Genomic DNA, 23,674 nt, shown 5'->3' on the forward strand with positions numbered 1-23,674 from the left:
AACTCGTCACGGAGAATTTTAAGGGAATTTTCCAACCGGACAGCGCATTTGCATTCGCTGCATCGTCCGCTAGGCTGGGGGCGTAACCCAACGCGCTATGCAAACACCCAAAATCACCGCCTACCTGAAAACCTACTGTGGCTGGAGCGAAGGCGTCCGCGCCATCTTCCGCAAATACGATCTCCCCTACGAAGAGAAGGACATCATCAAGAACCCCGCGTTCCGCTGGGAGATGGAGCAGAAGAGCGGCCAGCCGCTTTCCCCCTGCGTGGAAATCAACGGCACCATGCTGGCCGACATCAGCGGCGCTGAAGTGGAGGCCTGGATGAGCGAGAACGGCCTGCTGGAAAAGAACGAGGCCCCCGCCGATGCCCCGACCAACTCCGCCTGCACCGACGCCCAGCACGCGGCCATGGCCGCCGGCCAGGTGGGCACCTTGAAATTCGTCGGCTGATTCTGATCCGCTTCCGCATGCGTTCCCGGCTTTTCCTCTTCGCGCTGGCTGCCGCGCTCACGGCCTGCAGCACCGTTTATTATGCCGCATGGGAAAAGCTGGGGTACGAAAAGCGTGACCTGCTCAAGAGCGCGGTCAAAAAGGCCCGTGGCGAGCAGAAGGACGCGGGAGCGCAGTTCCAGGATGCGCTGACCCAGCTCAAAAAGCTGACCAACTACAGCGGCGGCAACCTAGAGTCCGCCTACAACCGCTTCAAAGGCGAATACGAAGACTGCGTGTCCCAGGCAGACCGGGTGCGCAGCCAGATCCGCGAGGTGGACACGGTGGCGCGCGATCTCTTCCGCGAATGGGAAGGCGAGATCCGCCAGTATGAGAGCGCCTCCCTGGCCGCGGACAGCCGCCGCAAACTGGCGGACACCCGCAGCCGGTTTGAGCCGCTGTCGCGTTCACTCCATGCAGCAGAGGCAACGATGGAGCCGGTGCTGCGGCAGTTTCATGATCAGGTGCTTTATTTGAAGCATAACCTGAACGCCGCGGCCATCGGCTCGCTGCGTGGCACGGCGGACAACATCCAGGGAGACATTCAGCGGCTGCTGGAGCAGATGAACCGGTCGATTGCGGAGGCGGACAAGTTTATTCAGACGCTGTGACGAAGCGTGGGGTTGGGAGAGGTGTCGTCAGCATGCGCACGCGCTTGACCTACGGCCTTGACGACACGTTGCTGTGTCTCGCAGATTGAGGGAGGTGGCGGGAGCGTTGATCGACGGGCAGGAGTGCCCATCGTACTCCAGAAGAAAAAAGCCCTCCTGCTTTGCAGCAAGGAGGGCTTCGCAACCAATCAGGACTGAAAAGATCAGGCTTTGATCATGCCGTGCGGATCAATGACGTACTTGCGGGCGGCACCTTTGTCGAAGTCGGTGTAGCCCTTCGGAGCACCCTTCAGGGAGATGACCTGGACGTTGGTGGCCTTGGCGATTTTGATCTTGTCATGCAGGATCGCCATCATGAGGCGGCGATGGTACTTCATGACGGGGCACTGACCGGTGACGAAGGTGTGGCTCTTGGCCCAGCCGAGACCGATGCGGATGGAGAGGCTGCCGACTTTGGCGGCTTCATCCACGGCACCCGGGTCTCCCGTGACGTAGAGGCCGGGGATGCCGATGGCACCGCCTGCCTTGGTGATCTCCATAACGCTGTTGAGCACCTGGGCGGGAACTTCCTTGCTGTGGTTGTGGCCGCAGCCGCGGGCTTCAAAGCCCACGCAGTCGATGGCGCAGTCCACTTCCGGAACGCCAAGGATGTTTTCGATCTGCTCCTGCACGGAGGCACTCTTGGAAACGTCCACGGTTTCGCAGCCGAAGCGGCGGGCCTGGGCGAGGCGCTCCTTGTTCAAATCACCGACGATGACGACGGCGGCGCCGAGGAGATGGCAGGAGGCTGCGCAGGCAAGACCGACGGGGCCGGCACCTGCGACATAGACGGTCGCGCCCGGGCCAACGCCGGCGGAAACGGCGCCGTGGTAGCCGGTGGGGAAGATGTCGGAGAGGAGAGTGAGGTCCTTGATCTTGGCCATGGCCTGATCGCGGTCCGGGAACTTCAGCAGGTTGAAGTCAGCGTAGGGCACCATGACGTACTCGGCCTGACCGCCGACCCAGCCGCCCATGTCCACGTAGCCGTAGGCAGCGCCGGGGCGGGCAGGATTCACATTGAGGCAGATGCCAGTCTTGCCTTCCTTGCAGTTCGCGCAGCGGCCGCAGGCGATGTTGAAGGGCACGCTGACGATGTCGCCTTTCTTGATGAACTCCACATCACGGCCGGTCTCGATGACTTCGCCGGTGATTTCATGGCCGAGAATCAGGCCCTGGGGAGCGGTGGTGCGACCGCGCACCATGTGCTGGTCGGAGCCGCAGATGTTGGTGCTGACGACTTTGAGGATGACCCCGTGCTGGCATTTGCGCTTCTGTTCGCGCAGCTCCAGTTTTGGGAAGTCGATGCTCTGAACCTCTACCTTACCGGTCCCCATATAGGCGACACCTTGATTGCTTGGCATAATAGTGTGTGGTTGTGGTTGATTGAATTTTGGGAATTCCCGGTCATGCTAGTCAAAACCGGCGGATCACGTCAATCTTGGTGAAGGAAAAACACGCGCCGCCAGAAGCCGGCGATGCAGGGGCCGGGAGAGGCTGGCAGCGCCGGGGTGACTAAACGAATGGAGCCCCATGCTCTTTCGCATTGCCTCGGCACGAGCAGCCCGCCACAATGCGCATGCATGAAAATTACATCATTCGCTCTCTCCACCCTTCTTCTCATCTCCGCGGCCGCTCGGGCCCAAACTCCGGCTCAAGGTCCTGTCATAGGCGGCCTGAGCGGTGCAGCCGTTGGCGGCATCATTGGAACTCAAAGTGGCCGCGGCCTTGAAGGCGCCGCAGCTCCGGCCGCTCCCGCGGTGGCCATGCCGCCCCAGGCGCCTGACGTGCCCGCGGAGAAGTATGGGAAGGACGGCAAGGTCAACCCCGACTTCACCAAGCTGCATGAGTCATTCGTGGCCGTCGCCAAGGAGGGCAAGGCTCAGGTCGTCTTCCTCGGTGACTCCATTACCAGGGGCTGGGCAGGCAATGGCAAGGACGTCTGGTCCAAGGCTTTCGGCCAGTACGAACCTGCGAACTTCGGCATCGGCGGGGACCGCACGCAGCATGTGCTGTGGCGCATTCAAAACGGTGAGCTTGAGGCGCCTCTCAAGCCAAAGGCCTGCGTGCTCATGATCGGCACGAACAACGTGGGTTCCGATCCCGCCGAAGGCATCGCCAAAGGAGTCGCCGCCATCGTCAAAACCATCCGTGAAAAACAGCCGCAGGCCAAGGTCCTCCTGCTGGCCGTCTTCCCGCGCGGCGACAAGCCCACCGGCAAGCTAGGCGCCGCCAACGAAAAGCTCAAGCAGGTGAACGCCATCATCGCCAAGCTGGATGACGGCAAGAACGTTTTCTTCCTCGACATCGGCGGCAAGTTCCCGCAGCCCGACGGCGCGCTGACCAAGGAGATCATGCCCGACTTCCTGCACCTCTCCGCGGCCGGCTACCAGATCTGGGCTGACGCCATTGGTCCGAAGCTGGCCGAGCTGATGAAATAATCTGGCACCGTATTTCCAGCGCGCATTTACAGCCATGCCCCAGCCCGCCATCCTTTCCGACGTCGGCAAAGTTCTCATCGATTTCGACTTCAGCATCGCCGCCCGGCGGCTGGCGCAGCAGTGCGACCACCCCGCGGAGACGGTGCTGACGTTGTTTGACGACATCAAGGCCCCGTATGAAGTGGGCGACATGGATGACGCGGAGTTCATCCGCCAGGGCATGGCGCGCACCGGCTTCCGCGGCACGCCCGCGGAGATGGAGGCGATCTGGTGCGAAATCTTTACCCAGAATGAGCCGATGCATGCGACGCTGGGCGCCCTGGCTGGCAGGCTGCCCATGCACCTGCTCTCCAACACCAACGAGCTGCACAAGGCCTACTTCCTGCGGGAGTTCCCCATCTTCCAGCACTTCCAGAACGGCGTGTACTCGCACACGGCGCGCTGTGCCAAGCCGGGCGAGGAGATCTTTCTCAAGACGGCGGCGCAGCTCGGCCTCGATCCCGCCCGCACATTTTACATCGACGATCTGGAGCCCAACATCGCCACGGCGGCCCGTCTGGGTTTTCGGACATTTCATTACAGTTTTGCGAAGCATTCCCAGCTTCAGGCCGAGCTGGATGAATGGCTGGAGGCTCAGGGCATCGGTTGACGGGGGCGAATACCTGTCATAACCAGTACGTGCTGCCGTTCGTATCACCCAGTGTGGCATGAAAGGCATGCACGATTACTTCCATGAAATGCGACGTTTGCGAGAATGAGGCCACGGTGTTTCTCACCCAGATCATCAACGGTCAGATGACCACGGTGAACCTGTGTGAGACCTGCTCGAAGGCCAAGGGCGTGACCGAGGAGACCGGCTTCGGTCTCGCGGAGGCCTTTCTCAGCCCGTCTCACCGGACGGAAACAGACACGATGGAGATCGTCTGCGACGCCTGCGGCTTCACCGCGTCCCAGTTGAAAAAGATCGGCCGCATGGGCTGCCCGGAATGCTACACCGCCTTCCGCGAAGGGCTGGACGGTCTGCTGCGCAACATGCACAAGGGCACGCGGCATGTGGGCAAGCGCCCCAGCCACACCAGCCCCGCGGCGCCACAGATGCTGCCACGGCAGCGTATCTCCCCCCTGAAGGAGCCGCCCCCTCAGGCGCCTGTGCCGCCGCCTCCTCCCGTTGTGCCGCCGCCGGACATTGCCAAGCTCCGCGCCGAGCTCGATCTGGCCGTCAAAGAGGAACGCTACGAGGATGCCGCCAGATTGAAATCCGAGATCGAAAATCTCCAGCCCAAGGCCTCCAAATGAAGGGCTCCACAGGTGGAATGATCCATCCGCGTCATTCAACGCGTATCTCTGCTGCAACGTCCCATTTCGTACTCTCATGATGCGTTTCGCCACCCTGATCAAGAACCCTGCCGACTGGATGAAGGGCACGGGGCCTCATTCGGACGTCGTCATGACCTCGCGCGTGCGGCTGGCCCGCAATCTGCGCGGCTACCCCTTTCCCGGATTCAGCCAGGAGCGTCAGCGCATCGAGCTGCTGGAGCGCGCGCGCCCCGTGGTGGAAGACCTGCCGGAAATGCGGGACGGCTACAGCGAGGACTACACGGACCTGAGCAAGATCCGCAAACAGGTCCTGGTGGAGCGCCATCTCGTCAGCCGCGAGCATGCGGCGCGGTCCTCCGGCTGCGCGGTGGTCGTGGACCGCAAGCAGAGCATCTCCATCATGATCAATGAGGAGGACCACTTCCGCATCCAGGGCATCCGCCCCGGACTCAACCTGGCCAGCGCCTTTGAGGTGGTGGACCGCGTGGACACGGAGCTGGAAGCCATGCTGCCCTACGCCTTTGACCCGAAGCTCGGCTACCTCACCGCCTGCCCCACCAATCTCGGCACAGGCATGCGCGCCTCCGTCATGCTGCACCTGCCGGCGCTGGTGCTCACGGAGCAGATCAACCCGGTGATCAAGGCCATCGGCAAGATCGGCCTGGCCGTGCGCGGTCTCTATGGGGAGGGCACGGAAGCCCTGGGCAACCTTTTCCAGATCTCCAACCAGCACACGCTGGGGGAGGCGGAGCCGGAGATCATCGCCCAGATCGAAAAAGTCATCGAGGGCGTGGTCCGCTCCGAAGTGACGGCCCGGGCCAAGCTGAAGGAAGACCACCAGACGATGCTGCGGGACCAGATCGGCCGGGCCTTCGCCATTCTGCGCTATGCGCACATCCTGACCTCGAAAGAGGCATTGAACCTGCTTTCCATGCTGCGTCTGGGCGCTGATCTCGACCTCGTCGGGAACTGCGACCGCAGCCTGATCGACATGCTTCTTCTTGAAATCCAGCCCGCGCATCTGCAGCTCAATGCTGCGCGTGAATTGTCCCCTGAAGAGCGCGACAGCATGCGCGCTGATTTAACCCGTGCCCGGTTGCAATCCATCGACGGGCCGGGTAGCTTTCCACCATCTCAATCCAACCCCGGAGGCAGCCCCTCCACCCCCAATGATGAATAATTTCACCCCACGCGCCCAACAGGTCCTGGCCCTTGCCCGCAAGGAGGCCGATCGATTCAACCACAACTACGTCGGCACGGAGCACCTCCTCCTGGGTCTGATCAAGCTCGGCCAGGGTGTCGCTGTGAACGTTTTGACCAAGCTCGGGCTCGACCTCGAGACCGTGCGCATGCAGGTGGAGCAGCAGGTCGGCTCCGGACCTGAAACCAAAATGGTCGGCAACATCCCCTACACCCCGCGGGTGAAGAAGGTGCTGGCCCTGGCCTCCAAGGAAGCGAAGGCGCTGAACCACAGCTACGTCGGCACGGAGCACATTCTCCTCGGCCTTCTGCGCGAAGGCGAAGGCGTGGCCGCCCAGGTCCTGCGCAATCTGGACGTGAACCTCGACAAGGCCCGCAGCGAGATCCTCAAGGAACTCGACCCCAACTTCTCCTCCCAGAACGAAGGGGAGGAAGAGGAGGAAAGCGAACCCGTCAGCCCCACCGGCAACACTCCGGCCGGCGACAAGAAGAAGAACGAGAAGACTCCGGCGCTCAAAGCCTTTGGCCGCGACCTCACCGAACTCGCCATCAAGGGCGAGATGGACCCCGTCATCGGCCGCTCGGAAGAAATCGCCCGCGTCATCCAGATCCTCTGCCGCCGCACCAAGAACAACCCGGTGCTCATCGGCGAAGCCGGTGTGGGCAAGACCGCCATCGTGGAAGGCCTGGCCCAGGAGATCGCCGCCGGCAATGTGCCTGAGATCCTGCGCGACAAGCGCGTGATCACCCTCGACCTCGCCCTGATGGTCGCGGGCACGAAGTATCGCGGCCAGTTTGAAGAGCGCATCAAGGCGGTGATGGATGAAATCCGCCGCAACAAGAACGTCATTCTCTTCATCGACGAGCTGCACACCATCGTGGGCGCCGGCGGTGCTGAAGGCGCCATGGACGCCAGCAACATCATCAAGCCTGCGCTGAGCCGCGGCGAGCTGCAGTGCGTGGGCGCCACCACGCTGAACGAGTACCGCAAGTACATCGAAAAGGACTCCGCGCTCGAGCGCCGCTTCCAGAGCGTGAAGGTGGAGGAGCCCTCCGTGGAGGACGCCATCCGCATTCTCTTTGGCCTGCGTGGCAAATACGAGATGCACCACAAGGCCAAGTACACGGAAGACGCCCTCAAGTCCGCCGTGAACCTGAGCTCGCGCTACCTGCCCGCCCGCTTCCTGCCGGACAAGGCCATCGACATCATGGACGAGGCCGGCTCGAAGGCCCGTATCGCCGCCATGACCCGCCCGCCGGAGCTGAAGGTGATCGAAGCCGAGATCGAGGAGATCCGTGTCGAGAAGGAAGGCTCCATCAAGGAGCAGGACTTCGAAAAAGCCGCCCACCTGCGCGACCGCGAGAAGAACGCGAAGAAGCGTTTTGACGACGTGCTGGAAACCTGGCGCTCCAACAATCAGGAACGCATCGTGGATGTGACCGAAGAGGACATCATGTCCGTCGTGTCCAAGTGGACCGGCGTGCCGCTTCAGCGCATGGAGCAGGCCGAAGCCGAGAAGCTCCTCAAGATGGAAACCGAGCTCAAGGGCAAGGTCATCGGCCAGGACGAAGCCGTCATCGCCATCAGCAAGGCGCTGCGTCGTTCCCGCGCGGACCTCAAGGACCCGCGCCGTCCGATTGGCTCCTTCCTCTTCCTCGGCCCGACCGGTGTCGGCAAGACCTTCCTGGCGAAGAACCTGGCCGAGTTCATGTTTGGCACCGCCGAGGCGCTGATCCAGATCGACATGTCCGAATACATGGAGAAGCACACCGCCAGCCGTCTGATCGGCGCGCCTCCGGGGTATGTCGGTTATGAAGAGGGCGGCCAGCTTTCCGAGGCCGTGCGCCGCCGCCCTTACTCCGTGATCTTGTTCGACGAAGTCGAAAAAGCGCACCCGGATGTGATGCATCTGCTGCTGCAGATTCTGGAAGAAGGCCAGGTGACCGACAACTTCGGCCGCAAGATCGACTTCCGGAACACCATCGTCATCCTCACCTCCAACATCGGTGCGGAGCAGATCAAGCGCCAGACCAGCCTGGGCTTCATGGCCATGCAGGAAGACGCCGCTGACAACGCCGGCATCAAGGGCAAGATCACCGAAGCCGCGAAGAAGTTCTTCAAGCCTGAGTTCCTCAACCGCCTGGACGACATCGTCATCTTCCGCATGCTCGAGAAGGAGCAGCTCAACAAGATCGTGGACCTCGAAGTCAGCAAGGTGGTCACCCGCCTCAAGAAGAAGAACATCCACATCTCGCTCGATGACAGCGCCCGTGAGTTCCTCATGAAGGAAGGTTTTGATCCGCAGTATGGCGCGCGTCCGATGCGCCGTGCGGTGGAGAAAAACATCGAGGATCCTCTGGCCGAACATCTCCTGCGCGGCGACATCCGCGAGGGCGACATCGTCAAGGTCTCGCATGACGAAGAAACCAAGCGTCTGAAATTTGCCGCTGAAAAGCGCGAAATCACGGACGTTCCGGCGGAAACGCCCGCCCCCTAAACGGGAGAACTTCACCGGGCACCGCATGCCATGATCCGTGCCCTGATTCTCGTCATCCTCCTCGGCAGCCTCGGCTGGTGGTTGGATCGCGAGCATCGGGCGGGGCGGTTTCAGCGGGTGGATGAGCTGTTCCTGGACTTCCTCGTCGCCAATGCTCGGGATCGTTTTGTCGCACCCGGAAATGACGCGAGCGCATCCTCGCCGGTCGTCCTGGTGAAAATGCGTGCGGCGGACAAGGCGGAGTACGCCGGATGGCCGCCGCGCCCGCTGGACTGGCAGATGGTTCTGAAAGGCCTGCAGGGTTACAATCCTGCGGCGCTGGTGATTCCCGAAACGCTGTTCTGGGGACGTCCATCCCCGGAGTTTGTGAGTGAGGCCGCCCAGGCGCTGACGCCCTTTCCCAGCATCGTTCTGGGTGTGGAGGCCCAGCTCGCCGCCAGCCCTGGGAAGCCGGCCTTTCTGGGCGGGCTCGAAGACTCGCTGCCTCCTTTTCAAAAGGTGCGGGGAGACATCGCCACCGTCCCTCCTCTGGGGGCCTTGATTTCACCTCCAGATGATCTCATGCGGAGGCAGGCGGAGCTGGGCGTCTCCATCCCAACGGATGCCAAGGGCTCCGCCAGGCTGCCCTACGCCGTGCAGGAAAGCGGCCGCCTGCTGCCCACCGTCCTGGCCCAGTCTCTGGCACGCATATCCAAAACACCCTATGCCGCCCAGCGCCTGCTGCTGGGCCCTGGCGCGGGAGCCTACCTCTCCAACGGTTCCTTTGTCCCGCTCTCGACCGCGGGCGAATTCACCGTGAACCCGAAGCAGCCCGTGCCTGAAGTGGACGCGCTCAATTTGATGACCTCCGAACTGGCTGACGCCCTTTCGCCACAGGACAAGGCTCATCTCTCCGGGGACAAGGTGATCGTGATCGGCACCGATGACGGCAGCCCGAACGGCCTGGCCCGCCTGCACGCGCAGGCGCTCGCCCAGGTGCTGGCCCTGCCCCGCCTGCGGCTGCTTCCCACCTGGGCGCAATGGATCATCTGGGGCGCCGCCAGCCTTGTGGGAGTGTGCCTGGCCGTTTTCGTTCCCCGCCGGAAGGCCCTGCTGCGCGGCATGCTGTGCATCTTCGCGGCGCTGGTGGCATGCTTTCTGGCCTTTCAGTCCAGCATGATCTGGTGCCCGCCCACCCTTCCCGCGGCCCTGCTGGCCGTATCCGCAGTGTTTGCCCGGATCGCGGGGCGAAAGGAGCAGACACAGCCGCTTACTTGACCGGAACGGCAAAGACCTCCACCTCGCAGTAGTGGTTCATGTCGTCGCTCGTGTTGCCGTTGCTCCAAAGACGGACATAGCGGGCTTTGGCACCCTTGCCTTCAATGATGCGGCCGTGGTTGGTCTCGACATACGTGGGATCCTTGCCTTTTCCAAAGCCTGAGGTGTCGTCATGATCGGAGTTCCACAGGGTGGTGACACCCTCTTTGAACTGCGGATCATTCGAGACCTGAATGACCACGTCCAGGTAGGCTCGAACTTGTCTGTGATAATGCCATACCACGATTTTTTGCAGTGTGTGCGCGGCTTCCAGGTCAATCTGCAGCCACTGCTTGCCAGGGGCCAGCTCCACGAAGCTGCCGTCGGCGCCATCGGCGTCGTCATCAGTCACGAGGTCCAGCGTGCCAATGATGGGCGCGGCATCCGAAGCGGTGACCTTTTTCCCCCTGGCCACATTCACGGTGCCTTTAAGCGCCATGAAACTCTTGATGCGCTTGGAGGCGTCGAACTTCTCCATGTTGGGAAGTCCTAGATCTACGACGGGGGCGCTGATGAACATGGGCTTGGGGATCTGGAGCACTATTTCCTCCAGTTCTCCGACCAAGACGTCAACCTCCCCGGGCGGAGGAGCGCCAACCACGAACTCCTGATCCTCTTTGCTCAAACTGCCCAGCGGCACGGTGATGACGATCCCGTCCGCACGTCGAAGAAGGACATTGCCCCCCTTGTGGCTGACCAGTTCGGCACGCACCTCGTTCTGGCCGCTGGCATCCTTCCAGACACGCTCGGCCGCCAGGAGCGCCGAACCGGCCAGACAGAGGTAAAACACACTCACAGAGATCCCCGGCAGCCGGTGCAGTTGGTGGCGCATGATGCCGCAAAATGAAACGAGAAAGGCTGACGACAACCGAATAACAGAGCGGGCACCAGAGGTCTAAATAGCTCTTGTGGAACACAGGCGGCCCCTTAGTGTCCGCCTCCCCCTCCCCCAAAAAATTACTGCATGCGTTTTCGCAACCTGACCCGCCGGCGTGAGATCGGCGCCAATTCCTACCTCCTCGAAGCCGGTAAACATCGCGTCGTGCTCGACTCCGGCATGCACCCCAAGCAGGCAGGCTACGGCGCGCTGCCAGATTTCGGCCCGCTGCCGCACCAGTCGGCCCAGGCAGTGGTCATCACCCACGCGCATCACGACCATATCGGCTCCATGCCGGTGCTGCAGCGCAAGCAGCCCCACACGCCGGTGCTCATGACGGAAATCACCGGCGAGCTGTCCTCCGCCATGCTGCACAACTCCGTGAATGTGATGACCAAGCAGCGCGAGGAGGAGAGCATCACCGAATACCCCCTCTTCACCCACCGGGAGCTGGATGAGATCCGCGCCCAGTGGATCTACCGCGACATCGACCGCCCCTTTGAACTCCCGGACACCAATCTGGAGGCCACGATGTTTGACGCCGGCCACATCCTCGGCTCCACCGGCGTGCTGATCCGTGAAGGCAGCAACACGCTCTTCTACACCGGCGATGTGAACTTTGAAGCGCAGACCATCTGCCGCGCCGCGGATTTCCCCACCAGCGGCATCGATGTGATGATCACCGAGACCACCCGTGGCGACTACGCGCGCCCGGAGGGCTTTTCCCGCAAGAATGAAAAGGAACGCCTGGCCGGCGTGATCCGCGACACGCATGAAGCCGGCGGCGCGGTGATGATCCCCGTCTTTGCCCTGGGCAAGACGCAGGAGGTGATGATGATGCTCCACGAGCTCAATGAGGAGGGCCTCATTCCCGAAATGCCGCTCTACATCGGCGGGCTGAGCACCAAGATCACCGTGCTCTACGACCACTACGCCTCCCGCAGCCGCCGCAGCTACCCCGGTTTCCGCCTGCTGGACGACATGAAAATGCTCGTGCCCCGGAAAAACAAAAAGCGCCAGGAGCTCGTCTCCAGCCCGCGCACACTCTATGCGCTCTCCAGCGGCATGATGACGGAGCACACCGTCTCCAATGTCTTCGCCCAGAAGTTCCTGGACAACCCGCGCAACACCGTCTGCTTCGTGGGCTACACCGATCCCGAATCTCCCGGCTACAAGATCCGCACGGCCACCCCCGGCACCAAGATCAAGCTGGCCAGGGACCTGCCCGCCGTGGAGCTGCGGGCCCGCATTGAGAGCTTTGACCTGAGTGCCCACGCCTCGCGCGAGCAGATCGCCGAATACATCGAGAAGGTGAAGCCCAAGAAGCTCCTGCTCGTCCATGGCGAGGAACCCGCGCAGATGTGGTTCACCAACCGCTTCAACGAAACCATTCCCGAAACCGAGATCATCCGCCCCGAGCCGCATCAACCCATCGACCTCTGGTAAGGCAAACATTCGTCATTAGACATTCGGGTTTCGTCATTCCCTCCATGCGCCTCATCGCCATCGTCGCCATGTCCAGCAACCGCGTCATCGGGCGCGAGGGCAAACTGCCGTGGCATTTCCCGGAGGACCTGAAGTTTTTCAAACGCACCACCCTCGGCCACCCCATCCTGATGGGCCGCGCCACCTTCGACTCCATCGGCAGGCCGCTGCCCGGGCGCCAGAACATCGTGCTGAGCCACACCATGGAGCCGCGCGAGGGAGTGACCGTGATTCGCAGCGCCGCTGAACTCCCGCAGGTGTGCGGCGAGGCGGAGACCGTCTTCGTCATCGGCGGGGCACGCGTTTTCGAAGAGCTGCTGCCCCGGTGCGACGGGCTCTACCTCACCTGGATCACCCAGCCTTACGAGGGCGATGTGCTCCTGCCGCCTTTTGAGCACCTCTTCCGGCTCAAGGAGGTCGTCGGCCAGGCAGAGGGCTTAGAATTTCGGTATTACGAACGACTTTAAGCATCGCTGAAGGCCGATTTACAACTGCCTTACAACTCATTTACGAGCGCCTGACGCATCGTTTTCGATGTGTGGAAGAATACCCGCAGACAACGAACTGGAGACGGTTCAGTCACAACTTTCAAATAGTGGTTCCTTCTGGCTGTTGGACTCTCTATCAAGCGACGGGGCGGATCGGGTGATCCGCCCCGTTTGCTTTTCCACCGACCACCCCTCAGCAGCCCCTTAATGGAAGGAATGTTTCTGATGCCGAAATGCTTGATTTCCCTGCGCATGTCCCGAAGGTGCGGCTGATCGCCGCCAACCTTAGACGATGAAATTCGCCATTTTCGGAGACATCCACGCCAATCTTGAAGCCCTGCAGACCGTTCTGTGGGACGCTCAGGAGCAGGGCTGCTCCAATTATGTCTGCCTGGGCGACATCGTCGGGTACGCCGCCAATCCGGCCGAGTGCCTGCAAACCGTGCAGGACATGGGCTGCCCCGTGGTGCGCGGCAACCACGATGAAGGCGCCGCCTGCGAGAGTTCGCTGGAAGAGCTCAACCCCCTGGCGCAGAACGCCCTGCTTTGGACACGTGAACAGCTCTCCGGGGAGCAGCGTCAGTGGCTGCGGGACCTGAAGCTGGTGCGCCAGGTGCGGGACTTCACCATCGTCCACGCCACGCTCGACTCCCCCGGCAACTGGGGCTACGTGACCAACCGCTTCGACGCGATGGCGAGCTTCAGCTACCAGTTTACCCAGGTCTGCTTTTACGGCCACACCCACGTGCCCCGCATTTTTGAAAAGGACGACGCCGTTCGCGCCGCCCGTGGCACGGACATCCAGCTGCAGCGCGGGGTGAAGTACTTTGTCAACGTGGGCAGCGTGGGCCAGCCGCGTGATGGCGACTGGCGCGCCGCCTACGCCATCTACGACGTGCAGGCGCAGACGATCTCGATCCGCCGGCTGGAATACGACATCGAGACCGCGCAGAGCAAAATCCGCGCCGCCGGCCTGCCCTCCCTGCTGGCGGACCGCCTGGCCCTGGGCAAATGAGCGGCTCTTCGCGCCAGCTTCCCAGCCTGCGCGATTTCCGCTCCGCGCTGATCGTCAAACCCAGCTCCCTGGGAGACATTGTCCACACTCTGCCTGCGGTGAAAGCCCTCCGCGACGCGCACCCGCAGCTCAAAATCCGCTGGCTGGCCAACACCGAGTGGACGCCCATCCTCCAGGGCAGCCCGCTGCTCGATGAAGTGCTCTCCTTCCCCCGCAAAACCTTCCGGGGCCTGGCGGGACTGCTGCGCTTCTGGAACTGGCGCCGCACCTGGATGACGCTGCCGCGAGAGGAACCGGAGATCGTGCTGGATTTTCAGGGGCTGCTGCGCAGCGGCCTTGTGAGCACCTGGCGAGGCTCCAAATCCGTCATCGGCCTTTCGGATGCACGTGAAGGATCGCGCTTTTTTTACAATCACGTCGTGCCGGTGGATGCCGGAGCGCATGCGGTGGACCGGTATCTGGAAATGCCACGTGCTTTGGGCATACGGATTGAGCCGGAGGATGTGGCTTTTGAGCTCACGCCCGGCACCGCACCGGCTGGCTGGCCGGATTCGCTGACGGGTTTTATCGCGGTGCATCCGTGGTCACGGGGCGAGGGGAAATCGCTTTCCAATTCTGCCTTGCAGGCGCTGTGCGATGCGCTGGCACCGCATCCGGTGGTGCTGGTGGGCATGACCGCAGATGCGACCCGGCCCACGGGCGGCCACATTCATGACTGGAGCAACCGCACCTCCCTGCCCGAGCTGATCTGGCTCATGCGCCGGGCGCAGTTCTGCGTCAGCGTGGACAGCGGGCCCATGCACATCGCGGCGGCGGTGAATCCGCAGACGCTCGGCATTCATACCTGGAGTGATCCGCGCAAGGTGGGGCCGTATCCGGTGGCCGTGCATGTTTGGAAAGCGGGACGCATCGCGTCCCGGGCGGAATTCAGCGCTGAGGAATGCCAGCGTGATGCCTGCGTGCAGGATCAAGATGCACGCGACATGGGCGAATGGGTGGTCCGGCGGCTTACTTTTTTGCCGCAGCGTCCTTGACCATCTTCACGTACTTGGCGGGGTCGGCCTTGAAGTCCTTCAGGCAGGATTTGCAGCAGAGGTAAACGTCCGTGCCTTCGTGGGTGACCTTCACGGGCTTGCCCATTTCGCCGCCGAAGGCTTCGCCTGAGACGGCGCAGGTTTTCAGCGGGTAGGAAGCGGGAATGCCTTCAGGAGCTTTGGTGTCGGCGGCATGAGCGAGACCGAGGGTGAAAAGAAGGGCAAGGATGATTTTCATGAGGATGTGGGTGTGGTGAGACTACGCGAAGGGCGAAAAATATCTGTCCTGAATTTGCAGCATCGTTTTCTCATGCGCGCGGAACTTTGAGCCCGAACCAGATCACGGCGCACAGGGCGAGCGCGCCACCGCTGCCAAAGGCAACCAAGGGCCCATAGGCCGTCCAGAGCCAGCCCATGAGGAGGCTGGCCGGCAGGGCGCCGATGCCGGTGATGAAATTGAAGCTGCCGAAGGCGCGGCCGCGCTGGGCGTCGGGATAGAAATCGGCCACGAGGGCGCGCTCGGTGGATTCCGTCATGCCGTAGAAGAGGCCATACGCGAGGAACAGGGCCCAGATGTGCCAGGGCTGGCTGGCGAAGCCGAAGCCGACATACACCAGTGCATACACACACCAGCCGCCGATGATGAGGCCGCGACGGCCGAGGCGATCGCTCAAGACTCCTGCGGGATAACTGCTGAGTGACTTCACCAGGCTGAGCGCCAGCCACAGCAGCGGCAGGCTGCTGACAGGAACTCCCACCGCCTGCGCACGCAGCAGCAGGAAGGCATCGCTGGAATTTCCCAGCGTGAAGAGGAGGACCGCGCCGAGGTAGCTTTTGAAGCCGGGTGTGAGCTTGAAGGCCACGTGGGCTTTTTCTTCAACCGGTGCCGCAGCGGGGGCCTGATCCCGCGTGCCAAAGATCAGGCTGGCCATGGCCCCGACCATGGGAATCACGGCGATCCAGAACAGCAGGCGGTAGTCTTTCGTGAACCACTGCAGCATGATCCAGGCGATGAGGGGGCCGAATACGGCGCCCGCGTTGTCCATGGCACGCTGCACACCAAAGGCTGCGCCGCGCTGCTCCGGCGGCACCGAGGCCGCCAGCAACGCATCCCGCGGCGAGGTGCGGATGCCTTTGCCAATGCGGTCGATGAAGCGCGCGCCCAGCACGTGCGCGCCTGTGGCTGCGAGGGCGATCAAGGGACGCGTGAGCGCACTGAGGCCATAACCCGCGATCATGAGCGGCTTGCGCTTTTTCACCCGGTCCGACCACCAGCCGCTGGCGATCTTGAGCAGGCTGGCCGTGGACTCTGCGATGCCTTCCACCAATCCGACAAACGCCATGCTGGCGCCAAGCGTGGTCGTGAGAAAGATCGGGAGCAGCGGGTAGATGATCTCGGTGGAGACGTCCGTGAAAAAGCTAACCCAGCCCAGCGCCCAGACGGTGGCGGGCAGGCGCTGACGAAGAGCCGGCGTCTTGGAGGTGCTCATGCAATATTTTTCACTTTGCCAAAACGTGCGTACAGGGCCGGAAGCAGGAACAGGTTCAACAGTGTGCTGGTGACGAGGCCGCCGAGGATGACGAGGGCCATGGGACGCTCGATTTCATTGCCAGGCACGTTGCCCTTGAGCACCAGCGGCAGCAGCGCCAGCGCGGCGGTGGAGGCGGTCATAAGGATGGGAACGAGACGCTCAGCGCTGCCTTCCAAGACGAGATCGAGACCGAAGGCGCGGCCCTCATCCGTCTGCAAATGACGGTAGTGGCTGACGAGCAGGATTCCATTGCGCGCGGCGATGCCGAGCACCGTGACAAAGCCAACGAGAGAACCGAGGGACAGGGTGCCCCCGCCCAGCCAGGCCGCCATGACTCCGCCGATGAGCGCAAACGGCAGCGTGAGGGCGATCAGCACCACCAGACGCGGTGATTGAAAATCAGCGAGCAGAAGCATGAGAATGCCGCCGAAGGATGCGAGTGCGAGCCAGCCCAGGCGGCTCTGCGCGGACTGGCGCTCGGCCCATTCCCCGAGGATTTCGGGATGGTAGCCCGCGGGGAACTGAACCTTGCCGACCCGGTCTTCGATTTCCTTGGCCACCTCACCGAGAGCACGGCCGGTGACATTGCAGGTCACATCGATGCGGCGTGAAGCGCCTTCGCGTTTGATCGCATTCGGCGTGGGCACGATGGCGAGATCTGCCACATCGGCGAGGCGCACGTGGCCGCCCGCGGGTGTTTCGATCAAAAGATCGCGCAGGGTGGTGTAGTCGGCACGAACGGCGGGCAGGCTCCACACGGTGACGTCATGCACGCGCTGGTCCTGATACACTTCGCCGACTTTTCTGCCGCTGATCAACGTGGTGACCGCCTGGCGCACCTTGCCAGCGGTGAGGCCGTGCAGCGCGGCAGACTCGGGTCGCAGCTTGACGGTGATCTGCGGCACGAGCGTGAGGGATTCGACCTTCAGCGCGCTGACACCGGGCACATCCTTTAATGCGGCGCCGACGGCGGCTGCGCGATCGCGCAGCACATCGAGATCCGAGCCGAAGATGCGCACGACGATGCTGGCGCTGGCGCCGGTGAGGACTTCCTTCACGCGTTCGCGCAAAAAGGTCAGCAGATCGCGGGTGAGGCCAGGGTAGCCATCCACCACGGCCTGCGCTTTGTGAATGGTCTCATCGTAATCGACGTCGGGGGAGAGGCTGATCCAGAGTTCGGTGAAATCGGGGCCCACGACTTCATCCGCGACCTCCGCGCGGCCGATGTGCGCACCGAGATTGCGCACACCGGGAATGGCGCGCAGGTCCTTGCTGGCGGCGATGGTGATGCGCGTGCTCGCCTCGACCGAAGTGTTCGGCTTTTCCAGCCAGTGCATGAGGAAGTCGCGCTCCTTGAAGTTGGGCAGGAACTCTTCTTTGAGCTGCGTGTGCCAGATGAATCCAGTGAAGGCGAAGGTACCGATGAGAATGAGCAGAGCCAGCCAAGGACTGCGTGCAAACACGGGGAGCACAGCGCGATACATGGCCTTGAGCCCACGAGCGACGAGGGCATCGCGATGCTGACCTGTTTTGACTTTCAGCAGCATCAAACTCAGCGCGGGTGTGACTGTGAGAGCCACGACGAGTGAGGCGCTGATGGCGAGGATGTAAGAAAGCGCCAGCGGCTTGAAAAAGGTGCCCGCCAGACCCGGCAGGAAGAACACCGGAATGAACACCAGCACGATGATGACGCTGGCGTATACCACCGCACTGCGCACCTCCAGCGACGCCTCAAGCACGACCCGCAGCTTTGACTTCGGCTCTGCCAGCACCGCATTCTGCCGCAGACGGCGCAGGATGTTTTCCACGTCGATGATCGCATCATCTACCACTTCTCCGAGCGCGATGATGAGACCCGCGAGAATCATGGTGTTGATCGTTTCTCCTCTCCACGCCAGAAACAGCAGCGCCACAGCGAGCGAGAGCGGGATGGCGGTAAGACTGATGATGGTGGTGCGCCAGTCGCCGAGGAACAGCGCGAGCACGACGACCACGAGAAGGCAGCCGAGCCACAGCGCCTCGGTGAGGTGGTCCATGGAAAGCTGAATGAAGGTGGCGGGACGGAAGATGGTGCTGTCCACCTCCACGCCGGGCAGCGCGGGCTTTAGCTCCTCCAGCATTTTTTCGACGCCATGGGTCACATCCAGCGTGTTGCCCCAGGGTTGCTTTTCGACAATGAGGAGAATGCCCGGGCCGTCGTTGATGACGCCATCACCAATCGGTGCGGGATTGCCGATCTTCACCTCGGCCACATCCCCCAGGCGGATGGGAGCGCCATTGCGGAACTCCACCACGGTGCGGGCGAGATCCTCCGGCGTGACGATCAAGGCAAGCTGCGCCACGCTGAGGCGCTGATTGGGTGTGTCCACAAATCCGCCTGCGCTGATCACCGCCGCATCGCCTGCGGCTTTGGTGATCGCATCCAGCGTGACACCGGCGGCGCGCAGGCGTTGGGGCTCCACGAGCACCTGGAACTGTTTGTCGCGCTGTCCCCAGATGGCGACATTGGCGACTCCGCGCACAGACATCAGGCGCGGGCGTATGGTCCAGCGGGAAAGCTCGCTGAGCTCCATCTGCGAGAGCGTTTTGGATGTCAGGCCCACTTTCAGCACACGGCTCAAAGATGAGTAAGGCGACATGAGCACCGGAGGCTTCACCACGGCGGGCAGGCGGCCCTGCGCGAGGTTCAAGCGCTCCTGCACAAGCTGACGCGCCTTGAGGATGTCCGTGCCGGTGTCGAAGATCATCACCACGGAGGAGAGCCCCAGCACTGATTTTGAGCGCAGCGTTTTGAGGAAAGGAAGACCGTTGAGCGAGTTTTCCAGCGGCACGGTGACGAGTGCATCCACCTCTTCGGTGGAAAGGCCCGGGGCCTCCGTTTGCACCTCCACCAGCGGCGGGGCGAATTCAGGGAAGACATCCAGCGGGGCGTTCTTCGTGGCATTGATGCCGACGAGCAGCAGCGCGAGCGCAGCGGCAACGACAAGCACGCGCATGTTCAGCGCCCAGGTGACGATGGAATTCAGCATGGCGTTATTTCCCCGTCATGAATTCCGTTCCGAAGAGCTCCGCAGAGCCGTCTGTCACGATTTTGCTGCCGACGGCCGGGCCGCTGGCCAGCACCGCCTCAGCACCTGAGATGCGGGCCACCTGGATGCGCTTGCGTGTGTAGGTGTGCTCGGCGGTCTGCACATAGACCCACTGGCCGCCATTAATGTCGTTCAGCACCGCATTGAAGGGAATGACGAGGTGCTCCTCCTGATTTCCCCGCGTGGAAATCTCCACAGCCACACGCTCTCCGGCACGCAGGGTGTTGTCCGCTGGCAGTTGGTAATACCAGTCCACGGTATTTGTCAAAGCGTTGGCCGTGGGCGGTCCGGTCACGGGCTCCGCGCTCTGGCTCTTTGCATCAGCTCCCAGCATGCGAATGCTCGCGGAGGCCGTGGCATCCAGCAGGTTGATTTCGCCGCTGTAGATGGCCACGCGCACCCAGGCGCGTTTGCTGCCACCTGGCTTGCCCACGGGATCTCCAAGGATGTCACGCTGGGCTTTCGCGGTCGCCAGCGCGCTCTCGGCGAGCGAAAGCGCCGTCTTCGCTTCGTCCACCGAACGTACGCTGCCAGCTTCGGCATTCAGCACTTTCTGCGCGCGCTCCAGGGCGATCTTCGCCGCCTCGATCTGCACCTTGGCCTGGAGGATGCGGCCATCCGCAGCGGCCTGCAGATCTGCGAGACGCAGCACCTCATCGAGTGTGCCACCCAGCACAGGGGCGACGCCGCTGCCTTCTCCAGCGAGCGGATAAACGACCTCGCCCGAAAACAGGCGTGAGCCTGGTACGCGCTTCTTTTCCACAGGCACCACTTTCAGCCGCAGCTTCTGCTCGGCATCAGGCTTGAGCGTGACGACCACAAGGTCGCCCTCCTTGGTCACGGCGGCAGGAGCAGCACCGCCTGAATCTGCGGCGTGCAGCAAACTCGCTGCGAAGAGAAGTGCGAATGGGATGAAGATTTTCATGATGTGCTCGGGTGAAAAATCAAAGGCGGGCCTGCATGGCGTCTTCCAGCGCTCCGGCGGCGGTCTGCGCCTCGATCTCCGCGGCCATGCGGGCAAGATTCGCCGTGCTGGCTTCAATCTGGCGGCGCGTGAGTTCCAGCGGCGAGAGCTCCCCGGCTTCCACCATGCGTTTCGTCGTGCCTGCGGCAGCGCCGGCCTCCTGGGACAATGAGGCGGCGGTCTGCGCCTTCTTCCGCGAGGCTTCGTAGGCGGCCAGCGCGATGTTCAGCTCGCCTTGAATCGTGTCCTGCTGCGCCAGAAAGCGCGCTTCGGCCGATTTGCGCTTCGCCTCCGCCTGCGCGATGGGGCCGCGGTTGCCATTGATGGGAAGTTCAAAACTCACGCCGAGCTGCCAGCGGTTCTGCCCCTGGTTGTAATCAAAGCCGGGACCAAGGCGCACATCAGGGTACTGCTTCGCGTATTCCAGCCGCAGCGCAGACTCCGCCGCCGCATAGTCCGCCAGCAGCGCCATCAGATCCGCGCGTTGAGTCAAAGCCAGACGCCGGCTGCTGCTGGTGCTCTGTGCCGGCAGGCGCGTGAAGCTGGAAAAGTCCAGCGAGACGCTTTTCAAAGCTGACAATGGAACTCCCACCGCAGCAGCGAGCCTCGCCTCTCCGGTAGCCGCGAGACGTTGGGCATCCTGCAGCGCCAGACGTGTGCGGTTCAGCGCCAGGCGCGCCTGCGTGAGCTCAAACGGCGACACATCCCCCGCCTCCATCTGCGCCGTGAGTTTCTTGATCGCCTCGTCATGCAGCCGCTGCTCTGTCTCCAGCAGGCGGATGTTTTCCCGCGCGCTGTGCAGTTCCAGCATGGCTGCACGCACCCGCGAGCGTGCCGCCCAGGCGCGCGCAGAGACACGCCAGCGGGCCGCCTCCGCCGCTGCCAGCGCCTGCTCGGTGCGGCGCGTGCGTTTGCCGGCGGTTTCGATCTGGTAGAAGACGTTTCCCGCCAGGAACCAGGGCGTGAGGTTGTTGCGTTGAAAGCTGGCATACTGCGGCCCGAAGGTGAAGATGGGATTGGGCCGCTGTTTCGCCGTCTTGATGGCGGCTGCCATTTCGTCCGCCTCGGCGCGCGCCAGAGCCACATCCGGGTGGAAATACGTCGCGGCCAGAGCCAGCCGGTTGACGCCCCAGGCGCCTTGCCCGGCTTTTTGCTCTGCCAGAAACTGCCGGAGGCCGGGATCGCTCAAGGAACGTCCGGCAAATGCCGCCGAAGAGGCCTCCGCCGAAAGGGGACGCGCCCGATAGCTCATGCATGAGGTCGAGAGAGCGGCGGAGAGGGTGAGCCAGGACAAAAAGCATTTCATGACGAACGTCTTCCACCCAAGCTAAATTCGTAACAACCCACCAGTGAAAAGGTTGTCATTAATGGGCTCAGAACCTACTGAACGGAAGACTCAGAACAAGCCGGGTGCGCTCCTCCGCCAAAACTTCAAATGCGAGGCTGCCGCGATGTGATTTGGCAATGGATTCCGCGATGCTCAGGCCCAGGCCGCTGCCTTCCACGGTGCTGCCATGGGAGGCATCTCCGCGAAGAAAGCGCTCAAACACACGGGAGCGCAGCTCAGGGGGCAGCACCGGCCCGGTATTGGTGATGCGAAAAACGGCGCGGTCCCCTTCCACCTGCAGCTCCAGCACGATGCTGCCATTCCTGTGGTTATGCTTGACGGCATTGTCCCCCAGGATCAGCAGCAGCTGCCGCAGACGCATGCGATCTCCCGTCACCTGCGCGGGCTGGCATGCCTGGAGGGTGACGGAGATGTGCTGCGAGGCGGAAAGCAGCGTGAGGTCCTCCACCAGATCCCGCACGAGGTCATGCAGGGCCACAGCGCCATGCGCGGACTCCAGCATGCCGGCATCCGCCTTGGCCAGAAAGGCGAGCTGGCTCACGATGACCGAGAGCCGCTGCACCTCCTCCAGCATGGAGGCGATGCGCTCCCGCTGCGCCGCCGGAGTGGCGCTGTCTTTCATCATCTGCTCCAGAGTGCCATGAAGGATGGTGAGCGGTGTTTTCAGTTCGTGAGACGCATGCAGGGTGAACTCGCGTGTCTGGGTGAAGGAGGCGCCCAGGCGCTCTTTCATGCCGTTGAAAACCGCGGCCATGCGGTCCAGTTCATCCCCGTTGCCGCTGCGTGCCACGGGCTCGGCCAGGTTGGACGTCGTGGTTTTTTCCAGCGCCTCCGTCAGCTCCTCCATCGGGCGCAGCGCATGCCGCATGAGCAGGCTCCCGCCGATGATCCCAAGCAGCAGCGCGGGCAGCCCGCCAAAGAGGATGATCTCAAACGTCTCCTTCAGAGGCGACTCCCGCAGGCTGGCCTCCAGCCCGTCATGCCTGGCCACCTCCTGCTGTTCGGTGAATTCAAACCAGCTCCAGAACGCCACGATGACCAGGGACACGCTGAGCGTGGCGGCGTAGTGCAGCAGGATGCGGCGGCGCAGTGTCATGACTGGAGGCTCAGCGCGTATCCCAGGCCGCGCACGGTGTGAATGAGAACCGGCGAGTGGGTGCGATCAATCTTTTCCCGCAGGCGCCGCACATACACGTCCACAAGATTGGTGCCCGGATCAAAGTCATACTCCCACACGCTGACAATGATCTCACGCCGGCTGACGACGCGGCCCTCCGCGCGCAGCAGGCACTCCAGCAGCAGGCTCTCGCGTGAGGAGAGCTCGATGCGCCTGCCCGCGCGCCGCGTCTCGCGCGTGCCGGTGTCATATGTCAGGTCCGCGATGCCCAGCACCGTGGGCTTGAGCGCCACATTCCGCCGCAGCAGCGAGCGCAGGCGCGCCAGCAGCTCGGACATGGCAAAGGGCTTGGGCAGATAATCATCCGCGCCCGCATTCAGCCCCTCCACGCGCTGCTCCACCTCGCCGCGGGCGGAAAGCATGATCACGGGCGTGCCGCGTCCCTGCCGGCGCAGCTCCCGCACCAGGCTCAGGCCGTCGCGCTGCGGCAGCATGATGTCCACGAGCAGGGCGTCAAAACCTCCGCTCAGCGCCTTCTGCAGGCCGCTTTCCCCATCTCCCACATGACTGGCCTCAAACTCCTCCTGCCGCAGCGCGCTGGTCAGCAGCGCGGCGGTCTTGGAGTCATCTTCGACGATCAGGATGTGCATGGCATGCAAGGAAGCGCGCACCACCATGACGGCAAATGATGAAGTTGTCATGCGGTCCCTCGGCGCGGGCTTTGATGAGAGCTTTTTCATCTTGAAAGCCGTTTCATCATTCGGCATTTCATCGGGGCCCGATACTCTTCGGCCGACCGCCGCCTCCTTCCATGACCCCGTGCCAGCAATCCT

At 62.7% G+C, this 23,674-nt stretch carries 21 protein-coding genes; 12 read left to right on the forward strand and 9 right to left on the reverse strand.

Features of this window, described 5'->3' with window-relative positions; translation table 11 throughout:
- Window positions 1–97 precede the first annotated feature (97 nt).
- On the forward strand, window positions 98–454 hold the full coding sequence (locus tag ACILSQ_RS10665; protein ID WP_395743606.1) for a glutaredoxin family protein: 357 nt from the start codon (window positions 98–100) through the stop codon (window positions 452–454).
- 17 nt (window positions 455–471) lie between these two features.
- Complete coding sequence (locus ACILSQ_RS10670) at window positions 472–1,104, forward strand: DUF2959 domain-containing protein (protein ID WP_395743607.1); 633 nt, start codon at window positions 472–474, stop codon at window positions 1,102–1,104.
- Between the two features lie 203 nt (window positions 1,105–1,307).
- On the opposite strand, the gene fdhA is transcribed toward ACILSQ_RS10670, so the two are convergent.
- Window positions 1,308–2,504, reverse strand: coding sequence for a formaldehyde dehydrogenase, glutathione-independent (gene fdhA, locus ACILSQ_RS10675; RefSeq protein ID WP_395743608.1), 1,197 nt, complete (start codon window positions 2,502–2,504; stop codon window positions 1,308–1,310).
- A 219-nt stretch (window positions 2,505–2,723) separates the two neighbouring features.
- On the opposite strand from fdhA, the gene ACILSQ_RS10680 reads away from it, so the two are divergent.
- From ACILSQ_RS10680 to ACILSQ_RS10705, 6 genes are all read left to right on the forward strand, one after another.
- Window positions 2,724–3,581 (forward strand): platelet-activating factor acetylhydrolase IB subunit, encoded by an 858-nt coding sequence (locus ACILSQ_RS10680; protein ID WP_395743609.1) that lies wholly within the window; start codon window positions 2,724–2,726, stop codon window positions 3,579–3,581.
- Window positions 3,582–3,615: 34 nt separating this feature from the next.
- Window positions 3,616–4,230 carry an HAD-IA family hydrolase gene (locus tag ACILSQ_RS10685; RefSeq protein WP_395743610.1) on the forward strand — a complete coding sequence of 205 codons (615 nt, stop codon included), beginning with the start codon at window positions 3,616–3,618 and terminating at the stop codon, window positions 4,228–4,230.
- An 83-nt stretch (window positions 4,231–4,313) separates the two neighbouring features.
- Complete coding sequence (locus tag ACILSQ_RS10690; protein WP_395743611.1) at window positions 4,314–4,877, forward strand: UvrB/UvrC motif-containing protein; 564 nt, start codon at window positions 4,314–4,316, stop codon at window positions 4,875–4,877.
- 76 nt (window positions 4,878–4,953) lie between these two features.
- Window positions 4,954–6,078 (forward strand): protein arginine kinase, encoded by a 1,125-nt coding sequence (locus ACILSQ_RS10695; RefSeq protein WP_395743612.1) that lies wholly within the window; start codon window positions 4,954–4,956, stop codon window positions 6,076–6,078.
- A complete protein-coding gene (locus tag ACILSQ_RS10700) occupies window positions 6,071–8,596 on the forward strand; it encodes an ATP-dependent Clp protease ATP-binding subunit (protein ID WP_395743613.1) in 2,526 nt (841 codons plus the stop codon). The genes ACILSQ_RS10695 and ACILSQ_RS10700 overlap by 8 nt, the downstream gene beginning before the upstream one ends.
- Before the next feature lie 30 nt (window positions 8,597–8,626).
- The gene (locus ACILSQ_RS10705; RefSeq protein WP_395743614.1) at window positions 8,627–9,853 is read left to right on the forward strand and encodes a hypothetical protein; all 1,227 of its coding nucleotides are present in this window, start codon (window positions 8,627–8,629) and stop codon (window positions 9,851–9,853) included.
- Here the strand turns inward: ACILSQ_RS10705 and ACILSQ_RS10710 are convergent.
- Window positions 9,846–10,724, reverse strand: a complete 879-nt coding sequence (locus tag ACILSQ_RS10710) for an SHD1 domain-containing protein (RefSeq protein WP_395743615.1) — start codon at window positions 10,722–10,724, stop codon at window positions 9,846–9,848. The two genes, ACILSQ_RS10705 and ACILSQ_RS10710, sit on opposite strands and share 8 nt — an antisense overlap.
- A 132-nt stretch (window positions 10,725–10,856) precedes the next feature.
- On the opposite strand from ACILSQ_RS10710, the gene ACILSQ_RS10715 reads away from it, so the two are divergent.
- The 4 genes from ACILSQ_RS10715 (at window position 10,857) to ACILSQ_RS10730 (ending at window position 14,791) form a co-directional block, all read left to right on the forward strand.
- Window positions 10,857–12,215, forward strand: coding sequence for an MBL fold metallo-hydrolase (locus ACILSQ_RS10715; RefSeq protein ID WP_395743616.1), 1,359 nt, complete (start codon window positions 10,857–10,859; stop codon window positions 12,213–12,215).
- Between the two features lie 44 nt (window positions 12,216–12,259).
- Window positions 12,260–12,721, forward strand: a complete 462-nt coding sequence (locus tag ACILSQ_RS10720; protein ID WP_395743617.1) for a dihydrofolate reductase — start codon at window positions 12,260–12,262, stop codon at window positions 12,719–12,721.
- 313 nt (window positions 12,722–13,034) lie between these two features.
- A complete protein-coding gene (locus ACILSQ_RS10725) occupies window positions 13,035–13,757 on the forward strand; it encodes a metallophosphoesterase family protein (RefSeq protein WP_395743618.1) in 723 nt (240 codons plus the stop codon).
- Window positions 13,754–14,791, forward strand: a complete 1,038-nt coding sequence (locus tag ACILSQ_RS10730; protein ID WP_395743619.1) for a glycosyltransferase family 9 protein — start codon at window positions 13,754–13,756, stop codon at window positions 14,789–14,791. Before ACILSQ_RS10725 ends, ACILSQ_RS10730 begins: the two co-directional genes overlap by 4 nt.
- Here the strand turns inward: ACILSQ_RS10730 and ACILSQ_RS10735 are convergent.
- The 7 genes from ACILSQ_RS10735 to ACILSQ_RS10765 form a co-directional block, all read right to left on the reverse strand.
- Window positions 14,766–15,029, reverse strand: coding sequence for a hypothetical protein (locus ACILSQ_RS10735; RefSeq protein WP_395743620.1), 264 nt, complete (start codon window positions 15,027–15,029; stop codon window positions 14,766–14,768). The genes ACILSQ_RS10730 and ACILSQ_RS10735 overlap by 26 nt on opposite strands.
- 70 nt (window positions 15,030–15,099) lie before the next feature.
- Entirely contained in the window at window positions 15,100–16,281 is a 1,182-nt protein-coding gene (locus ACILSQ_RS10740; RefSeq protein ID WP_395743621.1) for an MFS transporter, read from the reverse strand.
- Window positions 16,278–19,352, reverse strand: a complete 3,075-nt coding sequence (locus ACILSQ_RS10745) for an efflux RND transporter permease subunit (RefSeq protein WP_395743622.1) — start codon at window positions 19,350–19,352, stop codon at window positions 16,278–16,280. The genes ACILSQ_RS10740 and ACILSQ_RS10745 overlap by 4 nt, the downstream gene beginning before the upstream one ends.
- A 4-nt stretch (window positions 19,353–19,356) precedes the next feature.
- A complete protein-coding gene (locus tag ACILSQ_RS10750; protein WP_395743623.1) occupies window positions 19,357–20,337 on the reverse strand; it encodes an efflux RND transporter periplasmic adaptor subunit in 981 nt (326 codons plus the stop codon).
- Between the two features lie 19 nt (window positions 20,338–20,356).
- The gene (locus tag ACILSQ_RS10755) at window positions 20,357–21,682 is read right to left on the reverse strand and encodes a TolC family protein (RefSeq protein ID WP_395743624.1); all 1,326 of its coding nucleotides are present in this window, start codon (window positions 21,680–21,682) and stop codon (window positions 20,357–20,359) included.
- 67 nt (window positions 21,683–21,749) lie between these two features.
- Window positions 21,750–22,820 (reverse strand): sensor histidine kinase, encoded by a 1,071-nt coding sequence (locus tag ACILSQ_RS10760; RefSeq protein ID WP_395743625.1) that lies wholly within the window; start codon window positions 22,818–22,820, stop codon window positions 21,750–21,752.
- Window positions 22,817–23,542, reverse strand: coding sequence for a response regulator transcription factor (locus tag ACILSQ_RS10765; protein WP_395743626.1), 726 nt, complete (start codon window positions 23,540–23,542; stop codon window positions 22,817–22,819). The genes ACILSQ_RS10760 and ACILSQ_RS10765 overlap by 4 nt, the downstream gene beginning before the upstream one ends.
- Between the last annotated feature and the right edge of the window lie 132 nt (window positions 23,543–23,674).

It is taken from the genome of Prosthecobacter sp. (assembly GCF_044227185.1).
Classification (GTDB): Bacteria; Verrucomicrobiota; Verrucomicrobiia; order Verrucomicrobiales; family Verrucomicrobiaceae; genus Prosthecobacter.